This is a genomic window from Caulobacter sp. FV1ye13L, assembly GCF_058681155.1.
The window spans coordinates 2,159,259-2,181,832 of sequence record NZ_CM178732.1 but is presented as its reverse complement, the minus strand read 5'-3'; the positions used below and the strand labels follow the sequence as shown (position 1 = coordinate 2,181,832).

Annotated in this window: 17 protein-coding genes; 8 read left to right on the top strand and 9 right to left on the bottom strand. The window is 66.9% G+C overall.

The window, feature by feature from the left end; all coding sequences use genetic code 11:
• Window positions 1–3,060, bottom strand: coding sequence for an outer membrane beta-barrel protein (locus tag ACW176_RS10475; RefSeq protein WP_492109077.1), 3,060 nt, complete (start codon window positions 3,058–3,060; stop codon window positions 1–3).
• Between the two features lie 616 nt (window positions 3,061–3,676).
• On the opposite strand from ACW176_RS10475, the gene ACW176_RS10470 reads away from it, so the two are divergent.
• On the top strand, window positions 3,677–4,087 hold the full coding sequence (locus ACW176_RS10470; RefSeq protein ID WP_492109076.1) for a TIGR01244 family sulfur transferase: 411 nt from the start codon (window positions 3,677–3,679) through the stop codon (window positions 4,085–4,087).
• A 30-nt stretch (window positions 4,088–4,117) separates the two neighbouring features.
• Here the strand turns inward: ACW176_RS10470 and ACW176_RS10465 are convergent, their stop codons facing one another.
• Window positions 4,118–4,258 (bottom strand): hypothetical protein, encoded by a 141-nt coding sequence (locus ACW176_RS10465; RefSeq protein WP_419320352.1) that lies wholly within the window; start codon window positions 4,256–4,258, stop codon window positions 4,118–4,120.
• A 59-nt stretch (window positions 4,259–4,317) separates the two neighbouring features.
• Between ACW176_RS10465 and ACW176_RS10460 the strand changes: the two genes are divergently transcribed.
• Window positions 4,318–5,223: an MBL fold metallo-hydrolase gene (locus ACW176_RS10460; RefSeq protein ID WP_492109075.1), complete on the top strand. Its 906-nt coding sequence runs from the start codon at window positions 4,318–4,320 to the stop codon at window positions 5,221–5,223.
• A 4-nt stretch (window positions 5,224–5,227) separates the two neighbouring features.
• On the opposite strand, the gene ACW176_RS10455 is transcribed toward ACW176_RS10460, so the two are convergent.
• The gene (locus tag ACW176_RS10455; protein WP_492109074.1) at window positions 5,228–8,032 is read right to left on the bottom strand and encodes a long-chain-fatty-acid--CoA ligase; all 2,805 of its coding nucleotides are present in this window, start codon (window positions 8,030–8,032) and stop codon (window positions 5,228–5,230) included.
• Between the two features lie 291 nt (window positions 8,033–8,323).
• Between ACW176_RS10455 and ACW176_RS10450 the strand changes: the two genes are divergently transcribed.
• Entirely contained in the window at window positions 8,324–10,039 is a 1,716-nt protein-coding gene (locus ACW176_RS10450; RefSeq protein ID WP_492109073.1) for a response regulator, read from the top strand.
• 27 nt (window positions 10,040–10,066) lie between these two features.
• On the opposite strand, the gene ACW176_RS10445 is transcribed toward ACW176_RS10450, so the two are convergent.
• Window positions 10,067–11,566, bottom strand: a complete 1,500-nt coding sequence (locus tag ACW176_RS10445; RefSeq protein ID WP_492109072.1) for a bifunctional aminoglycoside phosphotransferase/ATP-binding protein — start codon at window positions 11,564–11,566, stop codon at window positions 10,067–10,069.
• A gap of 143 nt (window positions 11,567–11,709) precedes the next feature.
• Here ACW176_RS10445 and ACW176_RS10440 point away from each other — a divergent pair, with 143 nt between their 5' ends.
• On the top strand, window positions 11,710–12,339 hold the full coding sequence (locus ACW176_RS10440; RefSeq protein WP_492109071.1) for a TetR/AcrR family transcriptional regulator: 630 nt from the start codon (window positions 11,710–11,712) through the stop codon (window positions 12,337–12,339).
• Window position 12,340: 1 nt separating this feature from the next.
• On the opposite strand, the gene pdxH is transcribed toward ACW176_RS10440, so the two are convergent.
• Window positions 12,341–13,006, bottom strand: a complete 666-nt coding sequence (pdxH, locus tag ACW176_RS10435) for a pyridoxamine 5'-phosphate oxidase (protein WP_492111908.1) — start codon at window positions 13,004–13,006, stop codon at window positions 12,341–12,343.
• A 94-nt stretch (window positions 13,007–13,100) separates the two neighbouring features.
• On the opposite strand from pdxH, the gene ACW176_RS10430 reads away from it, so the two are divergent.
• The 3 genes from ACW176_RS10430 (at window position 13,101) to ACW176_RS10420 (ending at window position 14,781) form a co-directional block, all read left to right on the top strand.
• Window positions 13,101–13,811 carry a DnaJ domain-containing protein gene (locus ACW176_RS10430; protein WP_492109070.1) on the top strand — a complete coding sequence of 237 codons (711 nt, stop codon included), beginning with the start codon at window positions 13,101–13,103 and terminating at the stop codon, window positions 13,809–13,811.
• A gap of 107 nt (window positions 13,812–13,918) precedes the next feature.
• On the top strand, window positions 13,919–14,335 hold the full coding sequence (locus ACW176_RS10425) for an organic hydroperoxide resistance protein (RefSeq protein ID WP_419320338.1): 417 nt from the start codon (window positions 13,919–13,921) through the stop codon (window positions 14,333–14,335).
• Entirely contained in the window at window positions 14,332–14,781 is a 450-nt protein-coding gene (locus ACW176_RS10420) for a MarR family winged helix-turn-helix transcriptional regulator (protein WP_492109069.1), read from the top strand. Before ACW176_RS10425 ends, ACW176_RS10420 begins: the two co-directional genes overlap by 4 nt.
• Before the next feature lie 83 nt (window positions 14,782–14,864).
• Here ACW176_RS10420 and ACW176_RS10415 read toward each other — a convergent pair whose 3' ends face one another.
• Together ACW176_RS10415 and ACW176_RS10410 are read right to left on the bottom strand one after the other, a co-directional pair.
• Complete coding sequence (locus tag ACW176_RS10415; RefSeq protein WP_492109068.1) at window positions 14,865–16,790, bottom strand: sialate O-acetylesterase; 1,926 nt, start codon at window positions 16,788–16,790, stop codon at window positions 14,865–14,867.
• Window positions 16,791–16,915: 125 nt separating this feature from the next.
• Complete coding sequence (locus ACW176_RS10410) at window positions 16,916–19,381, bottom strand: glycoside hydrolase family 3 protein (RefSeq protein WP_492109067.1); 2,466 nt, start codon at window positions 19,379–19,381, stop codon at window positions 16,916–16,918.
• Window positions 19,382–19,486: 105 nt separating this feature from the next.
• Between ACW176_RS10410 and ACW176_RS10405 the strand changes: the two genes are divergently transcribed.
• Entirely contained in the window at window positions 19,487–19,777 is a 291-nt protein-coding gene (locus tag ACW176_RS10405; RefSeq protein WP_492109066.1) for a hypothetical protein, read from the top strand.
• A gap of 148 nt (window positions 19,778–19,925) precedes the next feature.
• Here the strand turns inward: ACW176_RS10405 and ACW176_RS10400 are convergent, their stop codons facing one another.
• Both ACW176_RS10400 and ACW176_RS10395 read right to left on the bottom strand, forming a co-directional pair.
• Window positions 19,926–20,747, bottom strand: coding sequence for a flagellin (locus tag ACW176_RS10400; RefSeq protein WP_492109065.1), 822 nt, complete (start codon window positions 20,745–20,747; stop codon window positions 19,926–19,928).
• A 265-nt stretch (window positions 20,748–21,012) separates the two neighbouring features.
• Window positions 21,013–22,518 carry a tryptophan halogenase family protein gene (locus ACW176_RS10395; RefSeq protein WP_492109064.1) on the bottom strand — a complete coding sequence of 502 codons (1,506 nt, stop codon included), beginning with the start codon at window positions 22,516–22,518 and terminating at the stop codon, window positions 21,013–21,015.
• Window positions 22,519–22,574 lie beyond the last annotated feature (56 nt).

The following is a 22,574-nucleotide window of genomic DNA, read 5'->3' as shown; positions in this document are numbered from 1 at the left end:
TTAGAAGGCGTAACGGACGCCGAGGTAAGCACGACGCGGTTGGACCCAGTTGTTGGCTTGGCCAAACTTGTAGATGCCGTCGCCGGCTTCCAGCTTCATCTCGTCGGTTGCCGATTGCTTGTTCAGCACGTTGAAGACGTCGAGGAAGAACTCGGCCTTGCCGATCGGCAGGTCGCGCACATACTTCAGACGCATGTCGAAGGTGTAGTACGACGGAGCCGTTTCGCTGCCGACCTTGCCGGCTTGCAGGTAGGTGTCGGTGACGCCGCCCCAGGCGTAGGCATTGTCCATCGGCGCGAAGTAACGGCCGCTGATCAGTTGCGACGGCGTGTAGAGGGTGCCGCTGTTCCAGTTGAACACGCCGCTGGCCTGCAGACCGAAGTCGAAGTCATACGAGCCATAAGCCTTGAACTGGTGCTTGATGTTGCCCGGCTGCTTTCCGTAGACGTTCGGAGCGCGCGGATCGAGCGCAACCCAGTCGCCCTGGAAGTCGGCGTTGCTGTCCGAGTTGGAGTTACCCTCGGCCTTGTTGTGGGTGTACGAAGCCTGACCTTGCCAGTTCGTGGTCTTGAACTTGGTGACGGTGAATTCGAAGCCCGTGTAGTTACGCTCGCCACCCGGCAGGGTGCCTAGGACGTAGTTCGCGTTCGGAGCAGTGGTGTAGCCGAAGTACGAATACGGCAGGTAGAACGCCGAACCCGGGGCGGCGTAGCCGTCCGGAGCGGTGGCGACCGTCAGGCTCGGATCCGAGTACAGCGCCAGATCGAAGTCTTCGAGGATGTCGCGGGTCTCGCGGTGCGTCAGGGTCGCCGACACGCCGATGCTCGAACCGAAGGTGGTCGAGCCGCCGATCATGAACTCGTTGGTATACGGGGTCTTGGTGCTCGGCGAGAACAGGGCGTCAGGCGTGGTCGCGCCACCGCGGGTGCGGAAGGTGACCCACTGGCCGCCAATGAAGACCTGCTCTTCGTCGACAGGACCCGTCAGGGCGCCGGCGAAGTCGGACATGTTGTTACGAACGGGGTCGTAATAACGGCCGGCGAAGGCGAACACCTTGCTGCGGCCGTTGCCGAACAGGTCGTAGACGACGTTGATGCGGGGTGCGATTTCCCAGTCGAAGGTCGCCGACTTGCTGCCGTCGGAAGCGAAGTGCTCCCACTTTTCGGCGCGGACGCCGGCGCCGACCGTCAGCTGGTTCCAGGTCCAGGTGTCCTGGGCGTACAGGGTCTGGCCTTCGCTCTTCACCGAGTAGGGCGCGTTGACCGTGCGCAGGGCGCGGTAAACGTTGACGTTGCCGTAGGGGTTACCCGCGGTGCTGGTGAAGCGGTAGGCGTTCAGTTCCGCAACCGACACGGTGCCGTTGGCATCGGTGTCAACGGCGGCGCGAGCCGTGGCGTTGGCGTTGATCGCCGAGATCAGGCGGGGGTTATCAGCCTGAACGACGGCGCGGGCCGTCATGGTCGGAGGAGCAACACCGCCCTGAGACAGACCGGTGTAGTCGGCATAGGACTTGCCGGCATAGATCGAAGCGAGCGAGGCGTAGGTCGCGCCGCCCGGAACCGAGCCGTTTTCTTCATAGGTGTTGGTCGAGTTCGTATAGCCGGCCTTGAAGGTGTGGCTGCCGAACGACGTGTCCAGATAGTATTCAGCGGTCAGGCCGTACTCTTCACGGTCACGATGCTGTTCGAGGTTCGAACCGAAACCGCCCAGTTGGCGCTGCGCGAGCGTGGAGCCTGCGTTGCTCTGGAAGCTGATGTTGTCGCGAACGGTCTGGACGGCGGCGTTCTGGGTGAACTCGCCCTTGTGGTTGTAGTAGTAGGCGTTGGTCTGCAGATCGCCCCAGGTGCGAGCGTATTCAATCTTGTAGTTGTCGCCGCCCTGCTTGGTCGCACGGTCGCGATTGTTCAGCACGGTCGACAGCGACGAACCGCTGATTTCGGTCGGGTCGTTGAAGAACGAGCCGGTCAGGCGGTCGTTGTCGGTGATCTGCCAGGTGGCCTTGAAGAAGGCGTACTTGTCGTCGCGCTCGACCGAGCGGCGGACAGCGCCGGTCGCCGGATCGAGGACTTCATCTTCGCGGTGCTTCTTCTGGTACGAACCGAAGACCCAGAGGCGATCCTTGATGACCGGGCCGCCCAGGGTGAAGGCGGTGTCATAGGTCTTGAAGCCGCCCGACGTGGCGTGCTTGTCCTTAGAGACCAGGCTGTCGTTCTGCAGGTAGTAGTTGACCGAACCGTGCCACTCGTTGGAGCCCGACTTGGTGACAACGCGCGAAACCAGGCCCGAACCACCAGCGTATTCGACCGGCACGCCGCCGACGATCACTTGTTGTTCCTGGATGATTTCGGAGTTGAAGTTGGCGCCGAAGGTGCCGGCGGTCGGGTCGGTGACGTCAACGCCGTCGAGGTAGTAGACGTTGTCGGTCGAGGCGCCGGTGGTGCCGCCGACGTCCGAGTAGTTCATGCCCGAACGCGAAGCGGGGTTGCCGCCGGTCGAGGGCTTCACGCCCGGAACCAGTTGCAGGTAGCTCTGATAGTTACGGCCGGTCGGGAGCGATTCCACGACGTCCAGGGTCAGGGTGGTGCCGACGGTCGCCGAGGTGACGTCAACGGCTGCCAGCGAGACGCCGGTGACGATGATTTCTTCGACGGCGTTCGCATCGGCGACGGCGGCCAGGGCGTAACCGACGCTCAGGTCCTTGCCGCTGACGACAGCGACGTTGCTGGCGCTGTAGTCGTTGAAGCCGGCGGCCGAAACCGTGACGGTGTAGTTGGTGGACGGATCCAGGCCGGCCAGGCGAGCGCGACCGTCGTTGTCGGTGACGGCGGACTTGGACACCAGGCTGTCAGGCGAACGGACAACGACATTGGCGCCCGACAGGGGCGCGCCATTGGAGCCGGTGACGGCGATACGCAGGGCGCCGGTCTGTTGGGCGCTGGCGATGGTCGGAATGGCCGTGGCGACAGTCGTGATGGCCAGCGGCGTCGCGATCGACGCGAGACCTGCCAGCAGCGTCGACGTCAACAGACGCGCGCGAACGCTACCCTTTGTGGAGTTCATGTTCATCTTATCCCCTCTAGCGTGATGCGACGTTTCGGCCGGACAGGCCCCTGAAGAAAACTTTTCGTCCGGCGGGCGCGGAAATCCGCACCAAGTGCATCACGAGATTACTGGTGTCCCGGAAAACATTTTCCCGGTTGGCGGGGACGTTAGGAGCCATGACAGTTTTGGGTCAATTGTCATTACAACTCGGTAACCCACATGGCTCACCGCTGTCGTAAAAACGCAACACCGACGCCCCATTCTTGTCAAAGTCGGTCGGACCATTCGACGCACCGGGCTGAGCCACAGGCCAAGCTTCCCCTAAAAGCTTGGTTTTGTAGAAAAATTTGACCGGTCAGCGCTCAATGAACATTGCTATCTAAAGGTTGCAAGGGTCGGCAAAATCCACCTCGACAATCTTGACAATGCCGAAACGCATTCCAACGATCCTTCGAAATATCGGTGTTTTCCACCCCTTTGTGGGTCAATTTCCGCACATTGATTTCGGCCAATGATCGTTTCAAGGGCATGTTCGGGCCGCAATGCCCGTTGCCACGGCGCCCGGCTCTCGTGATGATGACGCGCTGACCGCGCGTTTCCGCGGCAGGCTGGTCAGCGAGCTGAGCGAGCACCCATGAGCGACTTCCGACGCGTCACCGACTCCCTTTCCGTCAGCCCGCAGGTGACGGAAGCCGACATCGCCCGGGCGGCCGGCGAGGGATTCGTTCTGGTCATCAACAACCGGCCTGATGGCGAAGACCCCAGCCAGCCTTCCAGCGCCGTGATCGAGGCGGCGGCTCGCGCGGCGGGCCTGGACTATGTGCACATCCCGGTGCGGGGCGGACCGAGCCCTGATCAGGTCGAGGCCGTCCAGAGCGCCGTAGAGGCCGCAGGCGGACCGGTGCTGGCCTTCTGTCGTTCGGGGACACGCTCGATCGTCACCTGGTCGCTCGGCCAGGCGCTGTCAGGCGCCAGTGACCGCCAGACCCTGGTCAGCCAGGGCGCAGCGGCCGGCTATGACCTGTCGGGCGTCCTGCCCGACTGAGCCACGCAAGCGCTTCCCTATAGAGTGCGCCTAGAGCGACACCCGGGCCGCCATCGGGGACTGTTCCGCCTCGCAGCTGGCCAGGACGAACTGGGCCATCACGAGACACAGCACGGCAAAGGCAGCGCGCTGAAGCCGTTTTGAGACAAAAATCGCCGCGTCCGCCACCATGGCTCGTCCTCCAAGGGTTACTGGAGGGGTCATCCGCAAGACCGGCGCCGGAGACAGCCATGATCCCCTATATTCGCGAGATCGAGTTCGAGTATGGCCGCTGCGATCAGGTCTCGCCGCTGATACGGCGGGTGATCGCCCGCAATCCGGGGCCGTTCACCTATACCGGCACCGGGGTCTATATCGTCGGCTCGGGCGAGGTGGCGGTGATCGATCCTGGCCCCGAGATCGCCGAACATCTCGACGCCCTGCTGGCGACGCTGAAGGGCGAGCGCGTGACCCATATCCTGGTCACCCACCACCACCTGGATCATTCCCCCCTCGCCCGCCCCCTGGCCGATCTGACCGGGGCCACGATCTATGGCCGCCCTGCCCCGTCCGACCCTGGCGAAGCCTCAAGGGGACCCGAAGGGGCCGGGCTCGAGGAGGGCGCCGACGGCCGCTTCAGGCCCGATGTCGAACTGGTCGACGGCCAGGTCCTGTCAGGGCCCGGCTGGACGCTGGACGCCATCACCACGCCCGGCCACACCTCCAACCATGTCTGTTTTGGCCTGAAGGAAGAAAACGCCCTCTTCTGCGGCGATCACATCATGGGCTGGTCGACCACGGTCATCACCCCGCCAGACGGCGACATGGGCGACTATTTCGCCAGCCTGGACAAGGTGAAGGCCCGCGGCTTCGACACGCTGTGGCCGACCCATGGCGCGCCCATCCGCGAGGTCACGCCCTTCATCGACGCCTATATCGCCCATCGCCGGGCGCGGGAGGCCCAGATCCTGGACGCCCTGGCCGCCGGCCACGGGCAGATCAAGGCGATGGTGCCGGTGCTCTATGCGGCGGTCGATCCGCGACTGCACCCGGCCGCCGCCATGTCGGTGCTGGCCCACATCCAGCAGCTGGTCCGCGAAGGCCGTGTGGTCTGCGACGGGGCTGCGGATCTGGACGCCGGCTACAGGCTGCCGTGAGCCTCTAGCCCTTTATAGCGACAAGCAGACCTTCGATCCGCCGGCAGTTGCGACCCATGTCGGCGCCGCCCTCGCGACTGATCGAGCGCATGTCGACCCGCGCCCCGGCGGCGTCGGGCCGCACCCGCACCACCAGGTCGTCAACCAGCCCGTACCAGTAGCTGCTGCCGGTGGCCTCCAGCCGTCCGTCCATGGGATCGTCGGTGATCAGGGTCAGGCCCGAAGCTAGCACCGCCGCCTTGGCCGCCTCATAGGCGTCGGCGGGCGCGCGCTCCATCACCAGAGGGCGCGCCGCAGCGCAGGTCTCGGCATTGACGTCGGCGACCCGGCGGCCCGCGAAGACCACCGAACCGACCGGCAGGCTGGGATCATCCTCGACCGCCTGGGCCGAGCCCCCGCGCGCGGCCAGGGCCGCGTCGGAAAAGCCCAGGGGCGTCTTCCAGTCGGTGGCCACGTCGTGCAGCGGCGGCGCCCGGCCGCCTACGGCGTTGACGCCCAGCATGGCGGCGATGGTGGCGGCGGTAATCAGCAGGATCAGCAGAACCCGCTTCCACAGCTTTCCGAACCCGACCATCAGGGCGATGATCAGACCCAGAACGCCCGTGGCGACGCTGAGGAGCGCCACCTTCGGCGCCCAGTCCTGGGCCATCAGGGTGTAGCCGAGCGGCAGGTCCAGCAGGCCAAACTTCACCCCCATCGCACCGACCGCCACCAGCAGTCCGGGGACCAGGGCGATGACCAGGGCCAGGTCCAGATAGAGCGGCGCCCAGGACGGCGTCTGGCCGACCTTGGCGGCGGCGGCCTTGGCCTTGCGCTGATCGCGCGGCGTGAGGGGCACGGCGAACGGCAGGTCCTCAGCGACCGAGACCACGGGTGTGGCGACGGGCGGCGCGGCGGCCTCGGGCTCGTGCAGCCTCAGGGGCTGGTCGTTCAGGTCCTCTGCCGGCGGCAGGTCTTCCGCAGGCGGCGGAGTCTGGACGTCAGGCGCGACGACGAAGGTCGGCTCGATCTCGGCCGGGGCGGTTTCGACATGAACCGCCCCGGCCTCAAGCTCCCCCGAGGCGATCGCCTCCACATCGAACGGCGTCTCCACCGGATCTGGCGCATAGATGCGCGCGGCCTGGCCGCCATCGGCGGCGGCCAGGGTCGGCGCGGCGGCCACAGCGGTCGGCAGCACATAGTCCTTCAGCCGCTGGCGGATCAGCTTCTTGTCGATCTTGCCGGTGGCGCCCAGCGGGATGTCGTCGACGAACAGCACGTCGTCGGGCATCCACCACTTGGCGATCTTGCCCTGCAGGAACTCGAGGAACTCTTCGCGGGTGGCGGTCTCGCCCTCCTTGAGCTTGATCAGCAGGATCGGCCGTTCGTCCCACTTGGGATGGGGCACGCCGATCACCGCCGCCAGGGCCGCCTTGGGATGCCCCGCAGCGATATTCTCGATCTCGATCGTGCTGATCCACTCGCCGCCGGACTTCACCACGTCCTTGGCGCGGTCGGTGATCTGCATGAAGCCGTGACCGTCGATCGTGGCCACGTCGCCGGTGTCGAAGAAGCCCTCGTCGTCGAGGATGTTGCCGCCCGCACCCCGGAAATAGGCGCCGGCGATGGTCGGCCCCTTGATCTTCAGATTGCCGAAGCTCTTGCCGTCGTGCGGCAGGCGCTGACCGGCGTCATCGGTCAGCTTGAGCTCGACACCCAGGGGTGGTCGGCCCTGCTTGAGGCGATAGGGCATCTGCTGGTCGTAGGGCAGCTTGACCAGTTCGTCCGTCAGCACCGACAGGGTGCCGACCGGCGAGGTTTCGGTCATGCCCCAGGCGTGCACGACCTCGACGTCGTAGTCTTCCTGGAAGGCGCGAATGATGTGCTCGGGACAGGCCGCCCCGCCGATCACCACCTTCTTCAGGACCGGCAGCTTCAGATCGTTGTCGCGCAGGTGCTGCAGAAGCATCTGCCAGACCGTCGGCACGGCCGCCGAGAAGGTGACCCCCTCGCTGTCCAGCAGTTCATAGATCGACGCGCCATCCATCTTGGCGCCGGGCAGCACCATCTTGGACCCGGTCGCGGGCGCCGAGAACGCCACGCCCCAGGCATTGGCGTGGAACATCGGCACCACCGGCAGGATCACGTCGCGCTGCGACAGGCCCATCACATCGGGCTGCAGGGTGATCAGGGTGTGCAGGAAATTGGAGCGGTGCGAATACATCACCCCCTTGGGGTCGCCCGTCGTGCCCGAGGTGTAGCACAGCCCCGCCGCCGTTCCCTCGTCGAAGCCGCCCCAGGCGCAGTCGGCGCCGTGGCTGTCGATCAGGGTCTCGAAACAGTGGACGCCCTTGAAATGCGGCGCCTCGCTGGCTGGCGCGAAGGCCGGCATGTGCGCGCCGTCGGTGAAGACGACCACGTGCTCGATGCTGGGAACCTTGGGCAGGATCGCCGCCACGATCGGCAGAAAGGTCAGATCGGTGAACAGCACCCGGTCGCCGGCATGGTCGGCGATCCAGGCGATCTGCTCGGGGAACAGGCGCGGGTTCAGGGTGTGGCACACCGCTCCGATGCCCATGATGCCATACCAGGCTTCCATGTGCCGACCGGTGTTCCAGGCCAGGGTCGCGACGCGGTCGCCCGGCTTGATCCCCAGTGACAGCAGAGCGTTGGACACCCGCCTGGCGCGATCGCGGATGGCGCCGTACGTCGTCCGCACGATCGGCCCCTCGACCGACCGCGTCACGACTTCGCGGCTACCGTGCCACTGGGCGGCGTGGTCGATGATCTTGTCGACCGTCAACGCCCCGTGCTGCATCAACCCCTGCATCGAACTGGCTCTCCCGAAAGGCTTCTTGTTATGCGGGAGAGGCTACCGGGCGGGGCCTCTGCACGCAACGCGCCGCGCGCGAAGGGCGAACGCTAAAAAGTTCGCCAAACGGCGTGCGGTTGCATCGCCGGGCCTCACTCGCGCCCGCGCTGATCCGCCGCAGGCCGCCGCAAAGTTTGATTTGGCTTAACAGGCTAGTCTGACTCGCTCGGCCGCCCCCGGCCTGGTCAGGATGATTCGGTGCGCTGGTTGCAATCCCCCTGGGCTGATGAACGGCTTGATGAGGTGGCGATGGACACCCATCGCCTGCTCATGGCGCGCGTCATCTCGGCGACGGTAGCGGCCCTGGCGCTCGGAAGCGCGCTCGGCCCTCCCTTGGCGCTGACCTGGCTGGCCTCGCTGCTTGCTGCGGAGGGCCTGGCCCGACGGGCGACACGCGGGTTCTCGCCCGGCGTTCCCGGTTCGCGCCGCCTCCGCGCTGGGTTCGTGCTGGCCGCACTGCCGATCAACATCATCTGGGCCTGGCTGGCCGCCATGCTTTGGCTCTCCACCACAGCCGACCTGAAGCTGGCGGCGCTCGCCGTTTGGGTTGGACAGATCGTCTACACCCAGAACTTCCGTCACCAGCCCTGGACTCTGGTGGCGGTCAGCGCCGTCGCGCCCCTGACCAGCCTGATGGTGTTTCCCTTCTTCTTCTATGACGCACACGGCATCGGTCCCGATACGGCCCGGTGGGCCCTGCTGATCCTGACGCTGAACACGATCAACACCATGATCTCCAACCGCGCCGCCGCCCGGCGCATGGATGAACTGACCCACGGCCTGCGCGAGGAGCGCGAGCGCGCCCTGGAAGCCGCCCGCGCCAAGTCCACCTTCATCGCCGTCACCAGCCACGAACTGCGCACCCCGATGAACGGCCTGCTGGGCATGGCCCACGCCCTGTCGCGTTCCAACCTGGATGCGCCCCAGCGCGAGCAGGTTCGGCTGATGATCAAGTCAGGCGATAATCTGATGCAACTGCTCAACGACGTGCTGGACCTGTCGCGCATCGAGGCCGGCAAGGTCGAACTGATTCCCGAGCCGTTCAATCTGCAAGAGGCCGTCGACGACATCGTCAGCGCCTGGCGTGACGTCGCCGTCGTCAAGAATCTCGACCTGTCGATCCGTTTCGACGCCGGGGTTCCAGCCTGGATCGAAGGCGACGCCCTGCGCGTGCGCCAGGTGCTGATGAACCTGATTTCCAACGCCCTGAAGTTCGTCGTCGAGGGCGGCGTCGAACTGCACGTCTATGCGCCCCATGCGCCGACCAGCCGCGGTCAGGAGATCTTCTTCGCCGTGCGCGACACCGGGCCGGGCGTGCCGCCCGAGGCCGTGGGCCGGGTTTTCGAAAGCTTCACCCAGGCCGACGACACCATCTCGCGGCGTCATGGCGGCGCGGGCCTGGGCCTGACCATCTCGCGCGCCCTGGCCCGGCAGATGGGCGGCGACCTGACCCTGGCGCCCTGCGACACCGGCGCCTGCTTCATCTTCAGCATCCGCGCGCCCGAGGCGGAGCCGCAACAGGCGACCGAAGCGACGCGGGACGACGAGGCCTCGATGACTTCGGTCCGGGTGCTGATGGCCGAGGACAATGCGATCAACCAGTTGGTCGTCAAGACCATGCTGGAGGCCACAGGCCTGTCCCTGACCGTGGTCGACAACGGTCAGGTGGCTCTGGAGGCCATGGCCGGCGGCGGCTTCGACTGCGTGCTGATGGACATCAACATGCCGGTGATGGATGGCATCACCGCTCTGGGGGCCATTCGCTCGGGGGCTGCGGGCGATCCGAACCTGCCGGTCATCGCCCTGACGGCCTCGACCATGGCCGGTGACCGCGAGCGTTTCCTGAAGATGGGCTTCAACGATCACCTGGGAAAGCCGGTCAATCCGACGGCCCTGATCACGGCGATCGCCCGGGCCGTCAGCGCCGACATGCCCGGGACGGGCGCGCTGCACGACGCAGCCTGACGCAACAATCCGAAGGCGGAAGCTGGGCTAGCCCATCGTCTCGGCCAGGGCCCGCGCCTCGTCTTCAAACGCGCTGACCGTGTCGACTCGGCGCCAGGCGATGTCGCCGGTCTGGCGGCTCAGCTGGGTTTCCAGCACGGCGACGTCGGCGTCCGACGCATCATTGACTCGCGCCGCGACCCGCGCGCGCAGAACTTCCGGCGGCGCCTCCAGCCAGACGCCCTGGAAGGCGACATCGGCGGACGCGGCCAGAGCTTGGGCCCGGGCGCGCTCTTCGGGCTTCATGAACACCGCGTCCAGCACCACCGACCGGCCAGCCTTGAGGGCCAGGGCCGCGTCGTTGAACAGCTGGTCATAGACCCGCACGCTCATCTCCGGCGTATAGGCCTCGCGCGGCAGGCGATGCAGCGAGGGCACGCCCCACAGGCGCTTGCGGATCTCGTCCGTCCGAAGGACCACCGCGCCGGGGGCCGAGCCCAGGCCGGGCGCGCACACGCGGGCGAAGGTCGACTTGCCCGAGCCCGACAGCCCCCCGGTCGCCACCAGGCTGACCGGCTTGGGCGCCAGATGCTCCAGGGCCGTGGCCAGATAGGCCCGCGCAGCCTCGTCGTCGCCGGTATAGGCCCAGACGTGGGTGCGCACGGCGGCGCGCACCGACAGCATCAGCGGCAGGGCCGCCAGCCCGGTCCACAGGCCGTCGCCAAAGCTGCGGGCCGCCTCGTCCAGATAGGCGTTCAGCACCCGGCCGGCCGCGTCGCGGCGACGACGGAAGTCCAGGTCCATCAGCAGGAAGGCCAGATCGTACTGGATGTCGATGTCCGACAGGGTGTCGTTGAACTCGATGCAGTCGAACAGGATCGGCCTGCCGTCCTCGATCAGGATGTTCCCCAGGTGCAGGTCGCCATGGCAGTGGCGGGCGAAGCCCTCGGTGGCGCGAGCGTCCAGCAGCGGTCCAAGGCGCTCAAGCGCCAGATCGGTCTCGGCGATCAGGCGCTCGACGGCCAGCGAGCCCAGACGTGGGGCCAGGCCCCTGAGCAGATTGGCGTTGGAGCGGATCGTGTAGCCCAGAGCCTTCACGCCGCCGCCTTGCGGCCGCAGGGTCGCGCCGTCGTGGAAACGCGCCACGGTGCGGCCCAGGGCGTCTTCCAGAGCATCGTCAATGGCCCAGGGCTGGGTGGCCAGAACGCCCTGCTCGTCGAAGCGGCGCATCTCCAGCGCATATTCGACAACCTCGCCCTCGCCATCGACCTCAAGACCGGCGGCCGCGTCGCGGGTCAGTCGCCGGACGGTGCGATAGATGTCGGGCGCGGCGGCGCGGTTGAACGCCAGCTCGCGCTCCAGCGCCCAGCGCCGCAGCTCCAGGGTGGAATAGTCGAGAAAGCCGAAATCGACGGGACGCTTCACCTTGAAGGCGGCGTCGCCGATCAGGAACACCCGGGCGCAGGAGGTTTCGATCGTGCTCTCGGCCCGCTGGGCGAACCAGGCCGCCACTTCCTGTTCGCGCGCGCTCTCAGCGTCCTTGTTCACGCCCAAAATCCTGTCGCTTCGCGCTCGCAGACCGGCGCCGGGGTCCCATAACCGAATCTCGAGCCTAAGTCCTCGCCCATGGCTTGCGCCAGTTCCCGATACCCGATTAACTTGCAGGTCAGTAACGGTTAGAGTTTTTTAAAATGCTGATGGGCGCCGGCCTCAAAAGGGCTGAACACAAGAGACATGAAATCGTCGCGGCCGCACGGGCGCAGTTCCTGCTCGAAGGCTATCGCGACGCCGGCATGGAAGTGGTGGCCCGCGCCGCCTGTGTCTCGACAGCGACCCTCTATGCCTATTTCCCCGGCAAGGCCGATCTGTTCAAGGTGGTGGTGCTTGAAACCGCGCGCGACATCACCGCGCCGGTTCGTGAAAGCGTGCGCACCCGGGGCGACGCCCGCACCCGCCTGCTGGCCTTCGTCAACGCCTATGCGCTGTTTCTGACCCGTCCGGTGACCCGGGCGATGTTCCGTCTGGTGACGGCCGAGCGTCGGCGCTTCGACGAGGTGGCCGACTATTTCCTGCAAGGCGCCCGCGACGAACTGGGCGGCGCGGCCATCGCGGTGATCGACGACCTGGTGCAGACGGGCGAGATCGTCGTCGACAAGCCCTCGTGGGCGGCCGGCCAGCTGATGGGCATGATCGACCACGTCACCCTGGTGCTGGGCCTCACGGCCGGCGACGAAGCCCTGCCAGGTCGGCCCCTGACCGACATCTGCGACGACGCGGTCGACACCTTCCTGGCGCGCTACGGGGCGCGGGCGGCAAATTGACTCAGGGAAACAGCCGCCTGGTCGTCCAGCCCCCGCCCACCCGGCTATAGACCAGCCGTTCGTGCAGGCGGAACGGCCGGTCGCGCCAGAACTCGATGACCTGCGGAACCACGCGATAGCCTGACCAGTGCGGCGGACGCGGCACCTTGCCGAGGCCAAATTTCAGGCCCATCTCGGCCACGCGCTTTTCCAGGGCCAGGCGGTCGGGCAGCGGCCGCGACTGGTCGCTGGCCCAGGCGCCCAGCTGGCTGTGGCGGGCGCGGCTGGCGAAATAGGCGTCGGCCTCGGCCTGGCTGACCGGCTCGACCACGCCGCGGATCCGCACCTGCCGGCGCAGGGACTTCCAGTGAAACAGCAGCGCCGCCTTGGGCTGGCCGGTCAGCTCCACGCCCTTGGCGCTCTGGGTGTTGGTGTAGAAGACAAAGCCCCGGGCGTCGAAATCCTTGAGCAGCACCATCCGCGAATCCGGCATGCCATCGGCGTCGACTGTCGAGACCGCCACGGCGTTGGGATCGTTGGGCTCCTTCTTCCCGGCCTCGGCCAGCCATTCGGCGAACAAATCCAGCGGGTCGTTTTCCGGCAGCAGCGGCAGGGGCGCGGCCTGCGTCACCTGACGGACATAGTCATCTTCGCTGGGCGAGGCGGGGATCAGGGTCTCTTCGGTCATGAGGGGCATATAGACACGCCGGCGCATCTCCACCACCGCAACTGAAAGTCTTAACTTAACCCGGCGTTGACCAAGTCCCGGCAGGGTCGGCTCGATGTCTCCGCGGCCAACCTCTTCCCTGACCCTTTCCGCCGCCCGCGCCCTGCTGGGCGTCGCGCCCGGCGCAGGCGAACGCGAGTTGCGGGCGGCCTATCGCGAAGCGGCCAAGCGGGCCCATCCCGATCGTCCCGGCGGCGATGCGGCCCTGTTCCGCGAGGTGCTGGCCGCCTATCGCCTGCTGCAGGATCAGCCGCCGCCCCGAGCGATCCATTTCCCGCCGGCCTGCACGACGCCCGCCGCCGAGGTGGTCCAGCAGGCGATCCTGGAGATCGATGTCGCCACCGCCGTCAGCGGCGGGTCGATGGATCTGGCCATCGATGGCCGCCAGTTGCGCCTGAAACTGCCCGCCGGCCTGCGCGTCGACGACAAGGTGCGGGTCGACGGCGTCACCTTCGCGGTTCGCCACCAGGGCGCCCGCGAAGCCCTGATCCGGGGCGATGACCTGTGGCTGACCGGCAAGATCGACAAGCGCATCCTGGCCGAGGGCGGCCGGGTCGAGGTCGACACCGCCCTGGGTCCCCGTCTGGCCTGGATCTCGACCAAGGCCGCTTCGCGCGGTCTGGTCCGCCTGCCGGGCCAGGGCCTGCCACCGCGCGGACCGCATGCGGCCGGCGACCTCTTCCTGCGCCTGGAAGCCGTGACATCCAGCGCCGAAAGCGCCGCCCGCTCGCTGCTCAAGCGCTTCGCGGCCGCCTGGGCGGCCTGAGACCTTCCAAGAAACACATCGCGCGCGATTTAATTTCGGGCACGGGCCTTGAATTTATATCGTACACGATTAAATCGCTCACATCATCACTTACAAGGAGCGACCCCATGAGCACTCTCTATGAAGCCCGCGCCACCGTCGTCGGCGGCCGCGAAGGCCATGTCCGCAGCGACGACGGCCTGCTGGATCTGCAGCTGTCCATGCCCAAGGCCCTGGGTGGCAAGGAAACCGGTTCCAATCCCGAGCAGCTGTTCGCGGCCGGCTACGCCGCCTGTTTCCAGAGCGCCATGGGCCACGTGGCCCGCCAGCAGAAGATCGCCCTGACCGGCTCGCAGGTCACCGGCGTGGTCGGCCTGCTGCCCATCGAGGTCGGCTTCAAGCTGGAAGTGGCTCTGGAAGTCGAAACCCAGGGCCTGTCGCAGGCCGACGCCGAAGCCCTGGTTGCGATCGCGCACAAGGTCTGCCCCTATTCGAACGCCACGCGCGGCAATATCGATGTCGCCATCACCGTAAAGGCCGCATGAGCCAGACGACGTCCAAGTCCGCATCCGCTCCGGTCGAGGCTTTGCGCCTCGACCGTCAGCTGTGCTTTGCCCTGTATGGCGCGGCCAACCGCGTCACGCGGCTGTATCGCCCACTGCTCGACGCCCTGGGCCTGACCTATCCGCAGTACCTGGCCATGCTGGTGCTGTGGGAGAGCAGCCCGCGCACCGTCGGCGCCCTGGGCGACGCGCTGGACCTCGACTCCAGCACCCTGACCCCGCTGCTGAAACGCCTTGAGGCCGGCGGCCTGATCGCGCGCACCCGAGATCCCAAGGACGAGCGCCGCGTGATCGTCGCCCTCACCGATACAGGCCTGGCCCTGCGCGACCAGGCCGCGACGATCCCCGAGAAGATCCTCTGCCAGCTGGACCTGCCGCTGGAAGAGCTCGGCGCCCTGCGCGACCGGCTCAAGACCGTGGCGGTTTAGGCCCCGGCACAAAGGGCTCGGCGAGCGGCAGGCATTCGACCAGGATCCGGGCGGTCTGGGACATCTGCGCCGAGTTGGCGGCCCTAGTTCAGGATCAGCTCGAACGGCGTCGCCGGCAGACGGTTGAAACCATAGAGGTTGAGGATCGGGCTCTCGGCCCAGGCGAAGCGCACCTTGACGGGCGTCACACCCGCCGGCGCGGCCATGGAGACGGTGGCCCCCTCCACGGTCGCGTCAACAAAGCGACAGGGCGCCGTTGCGTCGCACAGTTCGAACCCCGCCGGCCGGCCCGCGCCAAACACCACCAGCGGCTGGTCGAAGGTCACGACCACCGCCCCGCCCTCGCGGCGCGCCGACAGCGGCGCAGGACCGGCGGCGTTCAACGTAGTCTCGCCATAGGCCAGCTTGCGGGCCAGCAGGGCCAGGCGCGCGCCGACCTGCTGCTTGTTGGTGGGGTGGATGTCGTAGAGGTCGCCCAGGTCGACTGCCGAGGCCATGCCCACCTTGGGATCGGCCGCCGTGGTGCGTCGCTGGACATCGCGCAGGGCCGCCCAGCCGGACTCGGCGGGAACCGACCTGTAGGCCCCAAAACTGGCCAGTTGCACCATCAGGAACGGCAGGTCCGGGTTACCGAACGCCCGCCGCCAGTCCGCGATCAGGGCCGGCATCAGGCGGGCATACTCCAGCGGCTGCGTGGCATTGGACTCGCCCTGGTACCAGGCGAAACCCTTCAGGCCGTAGGGCGCCAGGGGGGCGATCATGCCGTTGTGCAGGGTCGAAAGACCGCTGGCCCCCAGCCAGGGCGCGTGCGGCGGCAGACCGGCCTGGTCCAGGGTGGCCGAGACCCTGTAGCGCCAGGCCCCGTCCAGCGGCGCGAACTGGCCATCGGCCAGCTTCAGGCCCTTCTGCGCCGCCGGCCCCCAGGCCCCGCCCCCGCCGCCGGTGTCGACCACCCGCAGGGCGATGACATTGCGACCGGCCTTGAGGACGCCGCTCGCCAGGGGATAGTCGCGGGGCGTATCCCAGCCCTCTTTCGAGCCCACCGGCCGGCCGTTGACGAAGGTGGTGTCGAGGTCGTCGACCGGGCCCAGCGACAGGGTCGCGGCCTGGGCGGCCTGTTTGGCGCTCAGGGTGATCGCGCCCCGCAGCCAGATCACACCATCGAAGGTCGACAGCGCCGGCGCGGTTTCCCAGAAGCCCTCGGCCGGCAGGCTGGCCCAGGCGCGGTCGTCAAAATCGGGGCGATTCCAGTGGCCGGCCTGGGGCTCCACACGCGCCGCCCAGCGCCCCAGCATCGCGTTCCAGCTGGCCATGCCGGCCGCGGGCGAGCGGGCATATTCCGACAGGATCGCCAGACCGTCGTCATAGTTGCCCAGCGCCGTCAGGCCCTCGCGGCTGATCCAGTCCTGGATGATCGATCCGCCCCAGGTCGCGTCAATCAGGCCCACGGGAACGCCGGTGGTCTTCTTGATGTCGCGGCCCATGAAGAAGCAGGCGGCGGCGAAATTGGCCGCGCTTTCCGGACTGGCGACCCGCCAGACGGCTTCCCTGGAGAGGGCCGAGGTCGGGGCCGGCAGGCTGAAGCGGCCGGTCTGCAGAAGGCGGATATTGGGATCGGTCGCGCCGGCGGTCTCGCTGTCGCCGTTCATGATCCGGCGCAGCGGCATCTCCATGTTCGACTGGCCCGAACACAGCCAGACGTCGCCCATCAGCAGGTCCGAGATCGTCTGGCGCTCGCCGCCGGACCGGACGGTCAGGGTCAGGGGCGCGCCGGGCTCACGGGCCGCAAGCGCGGCGGACCACCGGCCCTGGTCGTCGGCCGTCGCCGAGGCTGTCGCGCCGGACAGATCGATCTCGACGCCGGCGCCGGGCCGGACCGCGCCCCAAATCCGGATCGGCTGGCCGCGTTGCAGGACCGCGTGATCGCTGAACACCGGCGCGAGCAAGGATTGCGCCGAGGCGGCGGTGGCCAGGGCGGCGAACGCGGCGGTCAGGAGGAAACGCTTCAAGTCCTGCATCCTATTCCTTGTCATCCCGGCCGTAGCGCCGGGACCCAGGGGCAACTGCACCGCGGTTGCCCCTGGGTCCCGGATAGCCTCTCCGAGGCTTCCGGGATGACAAACGGTTGTTGTCGCTACTGCGCCTTGGCCGGACACACAGCCCCCGCCGGATCGGTCGTCAGCTTCACGCCCTGCAGCGTGACCGTCAGCGAGCCCGCCGTCGACAGCGCGAACGGTTCGGCCACTTTGGTGACGTCGGTCCCCGCCGCCGCGAAGCACTTGAGCGGAACCTTAAGGCTCCGCCACTCGCCGACAGGGGCGGCGGCCAGCACCGGCGAGACGTCCAGCTTGCCCCCGCCGATCGACAGGCTGACCGGCGCGGACGCCGGCGCATCGACGCGGTAGTCGATCAGCAGGCCCATCTGGGCATTGGTCTGGAAGGTCAGGTCGATGGTTCCGTCGCCAGTGATCGCCGCCGTCGCCGGCGCGCTTCCGGAGAAGACGATCTGGCGACCGGCCTCCTGCACGCCGCCGGCGTCCACCGGCCGGATCTGCACGGCCGTGGTCGGCGACAGCTTGAAGCCGAACGGCGCGGGCGTCTTGCCGGCCACGAAGTAGTTGGAGACGTTCAGAGAAGCCGCCGTGACGCCCGAGACTTCCGAGAGTTTCGGCAGACGGGCCTTGTCGCCATAGGTCAGACCAAAGCCATAGGCGAACAGCGGGTCATAGCGTTTGTCGCCGCGATTGAGCGACGTCTGGGCGGCGCTCTTGGGCCAGCTGAATGACAGCTTGCCGTGGAAGTCGGCGCGCGGCTTGCCGGCCGCATCACCCACGATCACATCGGCGATCCCGCCGCCTTCCGAGCCCGGCAGCCAGGCGCTGACAAAGGCGTCCGAGGCGTTCAACTCCGGGTTCACCCACAGGGGGCGGCCGGTCAGGAACACCGCCACCACCGGCACCCCGGCGGCCTTCAGGCGCTTGAGCAGGGCCAGGTCGGTCTTGTCGCCGGCCTGGTATTCCAGGGTCTTCAGGTCGCCCACGCCCTCGGCATAGGGCGTCTCGCCAAACACCACCACGGCCACATCGGGCTTGCTGTCGAACCTGCCGTCGACATTCAGCGTGGCCTTGCCGCCGCCGGCCTCGACCGCGTCCTTCAGACCCGACCAGATCGACTGGGCGTTGGGGAAGTCACTGTTCTTGTTGTCGGTGCCCTGCCACGACAGGGTCCAGCCGCCCGACTGACGACCGATATCGTCGGCGCCCGAGCCCGCGACCAGCACATTGGCGCTCGACCTGATCGGCAGCACGCCGTTGTTCTTCAACAGCACCAGCGACTTGCGCACCGCCTCGCGGGCCAGGGCCCGGTGCTCGGCCTTGCCCATCACCCCGTCGCGGCCTTCCCACGGACGGGCGGTCTTGAAGAGGCCCAGCCTGGCCTTGACCCGCAGGATGCGGCGCACGGCGTCGTCGACCCGGGCCTGCGGGATCTGACCGGACTTCACCTGGGCCAGGGTATTGTCGAACAGGGCCTTCCAGCTGTCGGGGGCCATGTACATGTCCAGGCCCGCATTGGCGGCCTGGGGGCAGTTGGTGGGGACGCAGCCGGCCACCTGGCCATGACCGTTCCAGTCGCCGATCACGAAGCCGTCGAAGCCCATCTGGCCCTTCAGCACATCGGTCAGCAGGGTCTTGTTGCCGTGCATCTTGATCCCGTTCCAGCTGTTGAACGAGGCCATCACGGTCATGGCGCCGGCATTGATGGCCGGCACATAGCCCTGAGCGTGGACGGCGATCAGTTCGCTTTCCGAGATCTTCGCGTCACCCTGGTCAACGCCCTTCTCGGTGCCGCCGTCGGCCAGGAAGTGCTTGGCGCTGGCGGCCACGTGGCCCTTCTGCAGCACCTGGCCTTCGCTGACCGCGCCCTGCAGGCCCAGGATCATCTGGTCGGCATACTGCCGGACGATTTCAGGGTCCTCGGAATAGCCCTCATAGGTCCGGCCCCAACGGTCGTCGCGCGGCACGGTCAGGGTGGGTCCGAAGGCCCAGTCAAATCCTGACACCGCTGTCTCGCGGGCCGTAGCCACGCCGATCCGGCGGATCATATCGGCGTCCCGGGTCGCGCCCAGGCCGATATTGTGCGGGAACAGGGTAGCGCCCACGACATTGCCGTTGCCGTGCACGGCGTCGATGCCGAACATCAGCGGGATGTTGGTTCCGCCGCGCGTGGCGGCGGCCTCGCGGAAGGCACGGACCGTGGCCACCCACGGCTCCTTGGCCGAGCGGTCGGGCGCGCCCAGCGGCGGCGAGCTGCCGCCGGCCAGGATCGAGCCCAGCGGATAGGTCTTGAGATCCTCGGGCTTGATGGCCGAGGTGTCGGCCTGGATCATCTGGCCAACCTTTTCCTCCAGCGTCATCCTCGCCAGCAGGCCGTCGACAAAGGCCTCGGTCTGGGCGTCGACCAGCCCCTGGCTTTTGGCGGCCGGCCACCGGGCGGGATGAGCCGTCGCCTTGTCGGTCGGGGCGAAGACGGGCTGGGCGAGCGCCACGCCGGTCAGGAGGGTGGTCGCCATCAGCGCGACGATAAGGGTCCTGGTGTTCATGCTCCCGCTTCTCTTTTTTTGCGTCACGCGCTTTATGTTACCGGTATCTCAAACCCTACGCGGTTTCATGCACGGACTGATTGTCGCGATAGATCGATGACAGTGATGTCGTGGCAGGAAACAATGAGGGTTGCCCAATACGTCCTGCTGGCCGGGGCGATCCTGGCCACGGCTGTAGCCGGCGCCGACGCCCAGGCGGAAACCCTCGTCCTTTCCTCGTCCGACAAGTCGCTTTTGATAACGTTGTCAGGCGAGAATGGGCAAGCCCGCTTTGCGGTGGCCCATCGCGGCAAGGCCCTGCTGAAACCCTCTCCGCTTGGGCTTTTGGTCGACAAGGGCGGCGCGAGAGCGGGACCCTCCCCCATCGCTTCAGCAGCAATCTGCGTCAGGCTATGAGTCCGTGTTCGAAGACCCCGCCTTCGGCTCATGATCCCGGCGTCGCCCATGAAAAAAGGGGCGGACACGAAGTCCGCCCCCTCTCAGGTCGCAGCCGTTGGCGCGTACGGGACAAGACGCGTCCCGCCGCTCCGGCCGTCGTCTTGGTTTAGCGGAACAGGCTCAGGATCGACGAGCTCGAGGAGTTCGCGATCGACAGCGCCTGGATGCCCAACTGCTGCTTGGTTTGCAGCGATTGCAGGCGAGCGCTTTCCTTGGCCAGATCGGCGTCAACCAGGTTGCCCACGCCGGCGTCGAGGCTGTCTTGCAGCTTGCCGACGAAGGTCAGGTGGGTGTCCAGGCCGGTCGAGCTGGTGCCCAGCGAGGCCAGCTTGTTGGTCGCCGTGCCCAGCGCGTCCGTGACCGTGGTGATCATGGTCTTGGCCGCAGCGGCCGTGGTGAAGGTCGAACCGGTCGTCAGACCGATACCGGCCAGGGTCAGGGTCTTGGCGTTGACCGTGAAGCCCGAGCCGTCCGAGTTGGCCAGGAAGGTCAGCTTGGCGGTCGTGCCGTCGGCGATGCTGACGCCATTGAACTTGGCGTTGGTTGCGGCCTTGGTCACCTGATCGCGCAGGGATTCAAAGTCGGCCTTCAGAGCGTTGAAGCTGGAGGTGTTGAGCGAGGTGTCGGAAGCGGCCAGGGCCTTTTCCTTCATCTTGCCCAGCAGGTCGGTGATGGTGTCGCCGGCGGCCAGGGCCACGTCGATGGTCGACTGACCACGCTGCAGCGAATCCTTCACCGAGTTCATCGAGGACGCGGTCGCCGATTGATTTTTGGCGGTCGCCCAGATGGCCCCATTGTCCTTCGCGCTCGCCACCTTCTTGCCGGTGGAGATGCGTTGCTGGACCTGTTGGGTCTCCATGTTCGTGGAGTTCAGGTTTTGCAGAGCGATAAGAGCGCCCTGGTTCGTGTTGATGCTGTTCAGCGCCATTACGAAGATTCCTTCTAGGAGGTCTCCGGTGTCGTTTTGACTACCGGCGGGCATTTCGCCCGACGATTAGTATCCAACAGCAGTCTTTCTATTTAGTTGAAGACATAGTGTCGCATGCTTAACACATCCAGATATTCATTAATATTAACAAGCCGGTTAACCCTCCCTGTTGGGCAAGAATGAGTCTAGTTAGACTCGCGAATTGTCCAGACAGGCCGGGGAGTCTTGGGCCGCCGTTAAAGCGGGATTCACCAGAATCGACATCTCAACGCGGGGCGCGGCAATGTTCAGTGATGAACGCCGCGTGGCTCGGCAAACGCTCGACCACCTTGGCGATGTGATTTTTCATGCCGGCCAGGCGCCGCGCCACGTCGGCGGGGTCCCGGGCGTCGGCCATCGGCTCATAGCCTTGCGGCGTCACGCCCTGCCCCAGCAGCACCGCCACCCAGCTGGCCTCGGCGAAAAGCTCGTCGTCATAGCGCACCACCTTGCCGCGCGAGCGGAACAGGTCGAGCTTGCGATGCAGGCTGCCCGGAACGCTCATCGCCCGACAGGCCTCCCACAAGGGCCCTGAGCGGCCGTTGATATAGTAGTGCAGGATGATGAAGTCCCGGATGTGCTCCATCTCCTGAACAGACAGCCGGTTATACTCATCGCGCGCTACCGGATCGTCTTCGCCCAGCGGCAACAGGGACAGTAGCCGGATGATGGCGGTCTGGATCAGGTGAATGCTGGTCGACTCCAGCGGCTCCAGGAAGCCGCCGGCCAGGCCCAGGGCCACGACATTGCGGTTCCAGAGCTTCCTGCGCCGCCCGGTGGTGAACCTCAGGAACCGCGGATCGGCCTGGGCCGCCCCGTCCAGATTGGCCATCAGGGTCGCGGCGGCGGCCTCGTCGCCGATATGCTGGCTGGAATAGACATAGCCGTTGCCGATCCGGTGCTGCAGCGGAATACGCCATCGCCAGCCGGCCGCATCGGCCGTCGAGCGCGTATAGGGCGTAAACTCGCCGCCGTTTTCGCACGGAACCGCCACCGCCCGGTCGCACGGCAGCCAGTGGGTCCAGTCGTCATAGCCGGTCTTCAGCGCGCCCTCGATCAGCAGACCCCGAAAGCCGGAGCAGTCGATGAACAGATCGCCCTCGACCGTCTCGCCGCTCTCCAGCCTCACGCCGGTGATGTCGCCGCTGACGCCGTTCTGCTGGACCGAGGCGATCTTGCCCTCGATCCGCGTCACGCCCTGCGCCTCGGCCCGCCCCCGCAGGAAGCGCGCATAGAGGCCGGCGTCGAAATGGAAGGCGTAGGAGAAGGTCGAGAACACCGAGCGTGGATCGTCGTCCCCCCGACTGAACCGCCCTTCCCGCGCCGCGACGGCGGCCACGCAGTAGTCGTCAAGCGCGCTGGTGTCGCCCCGCGCCCTCTGGCTCAGCCAGTGCTGATGGAACGACACGCCGTCGATGCTGGCGCCATAGGTCCCGAACGGATGCAGATAGCGCCGCCCCTCGCCCGCCCAGCCGTCGAACTGGATGCCCAGCTTGAAGCTGCCCTGGCAGGCCTTGAGGAACTCGTTCTCGTCGATGCCCAGCAGGTGGTTGAACAGGCGGATCGGCGGCACAGTCGCCTCGCCCACTCCGACCGTGCCGATCTCCTCGGACTCGATCAGGGTGATGGGGCCGTACGCGCCCTTCAGCAGCCGCGACAGGGCGGCGGCGGCCATCCAGCCCGCTGTGCCGCCGCCCACAATGACGACCCGACGCGGCGCGCGCTGATTCATCCGACTACCCCCTGAGAACCCCGCCGCATGAGGGCTCACCTCACGCGGCGGAGCAA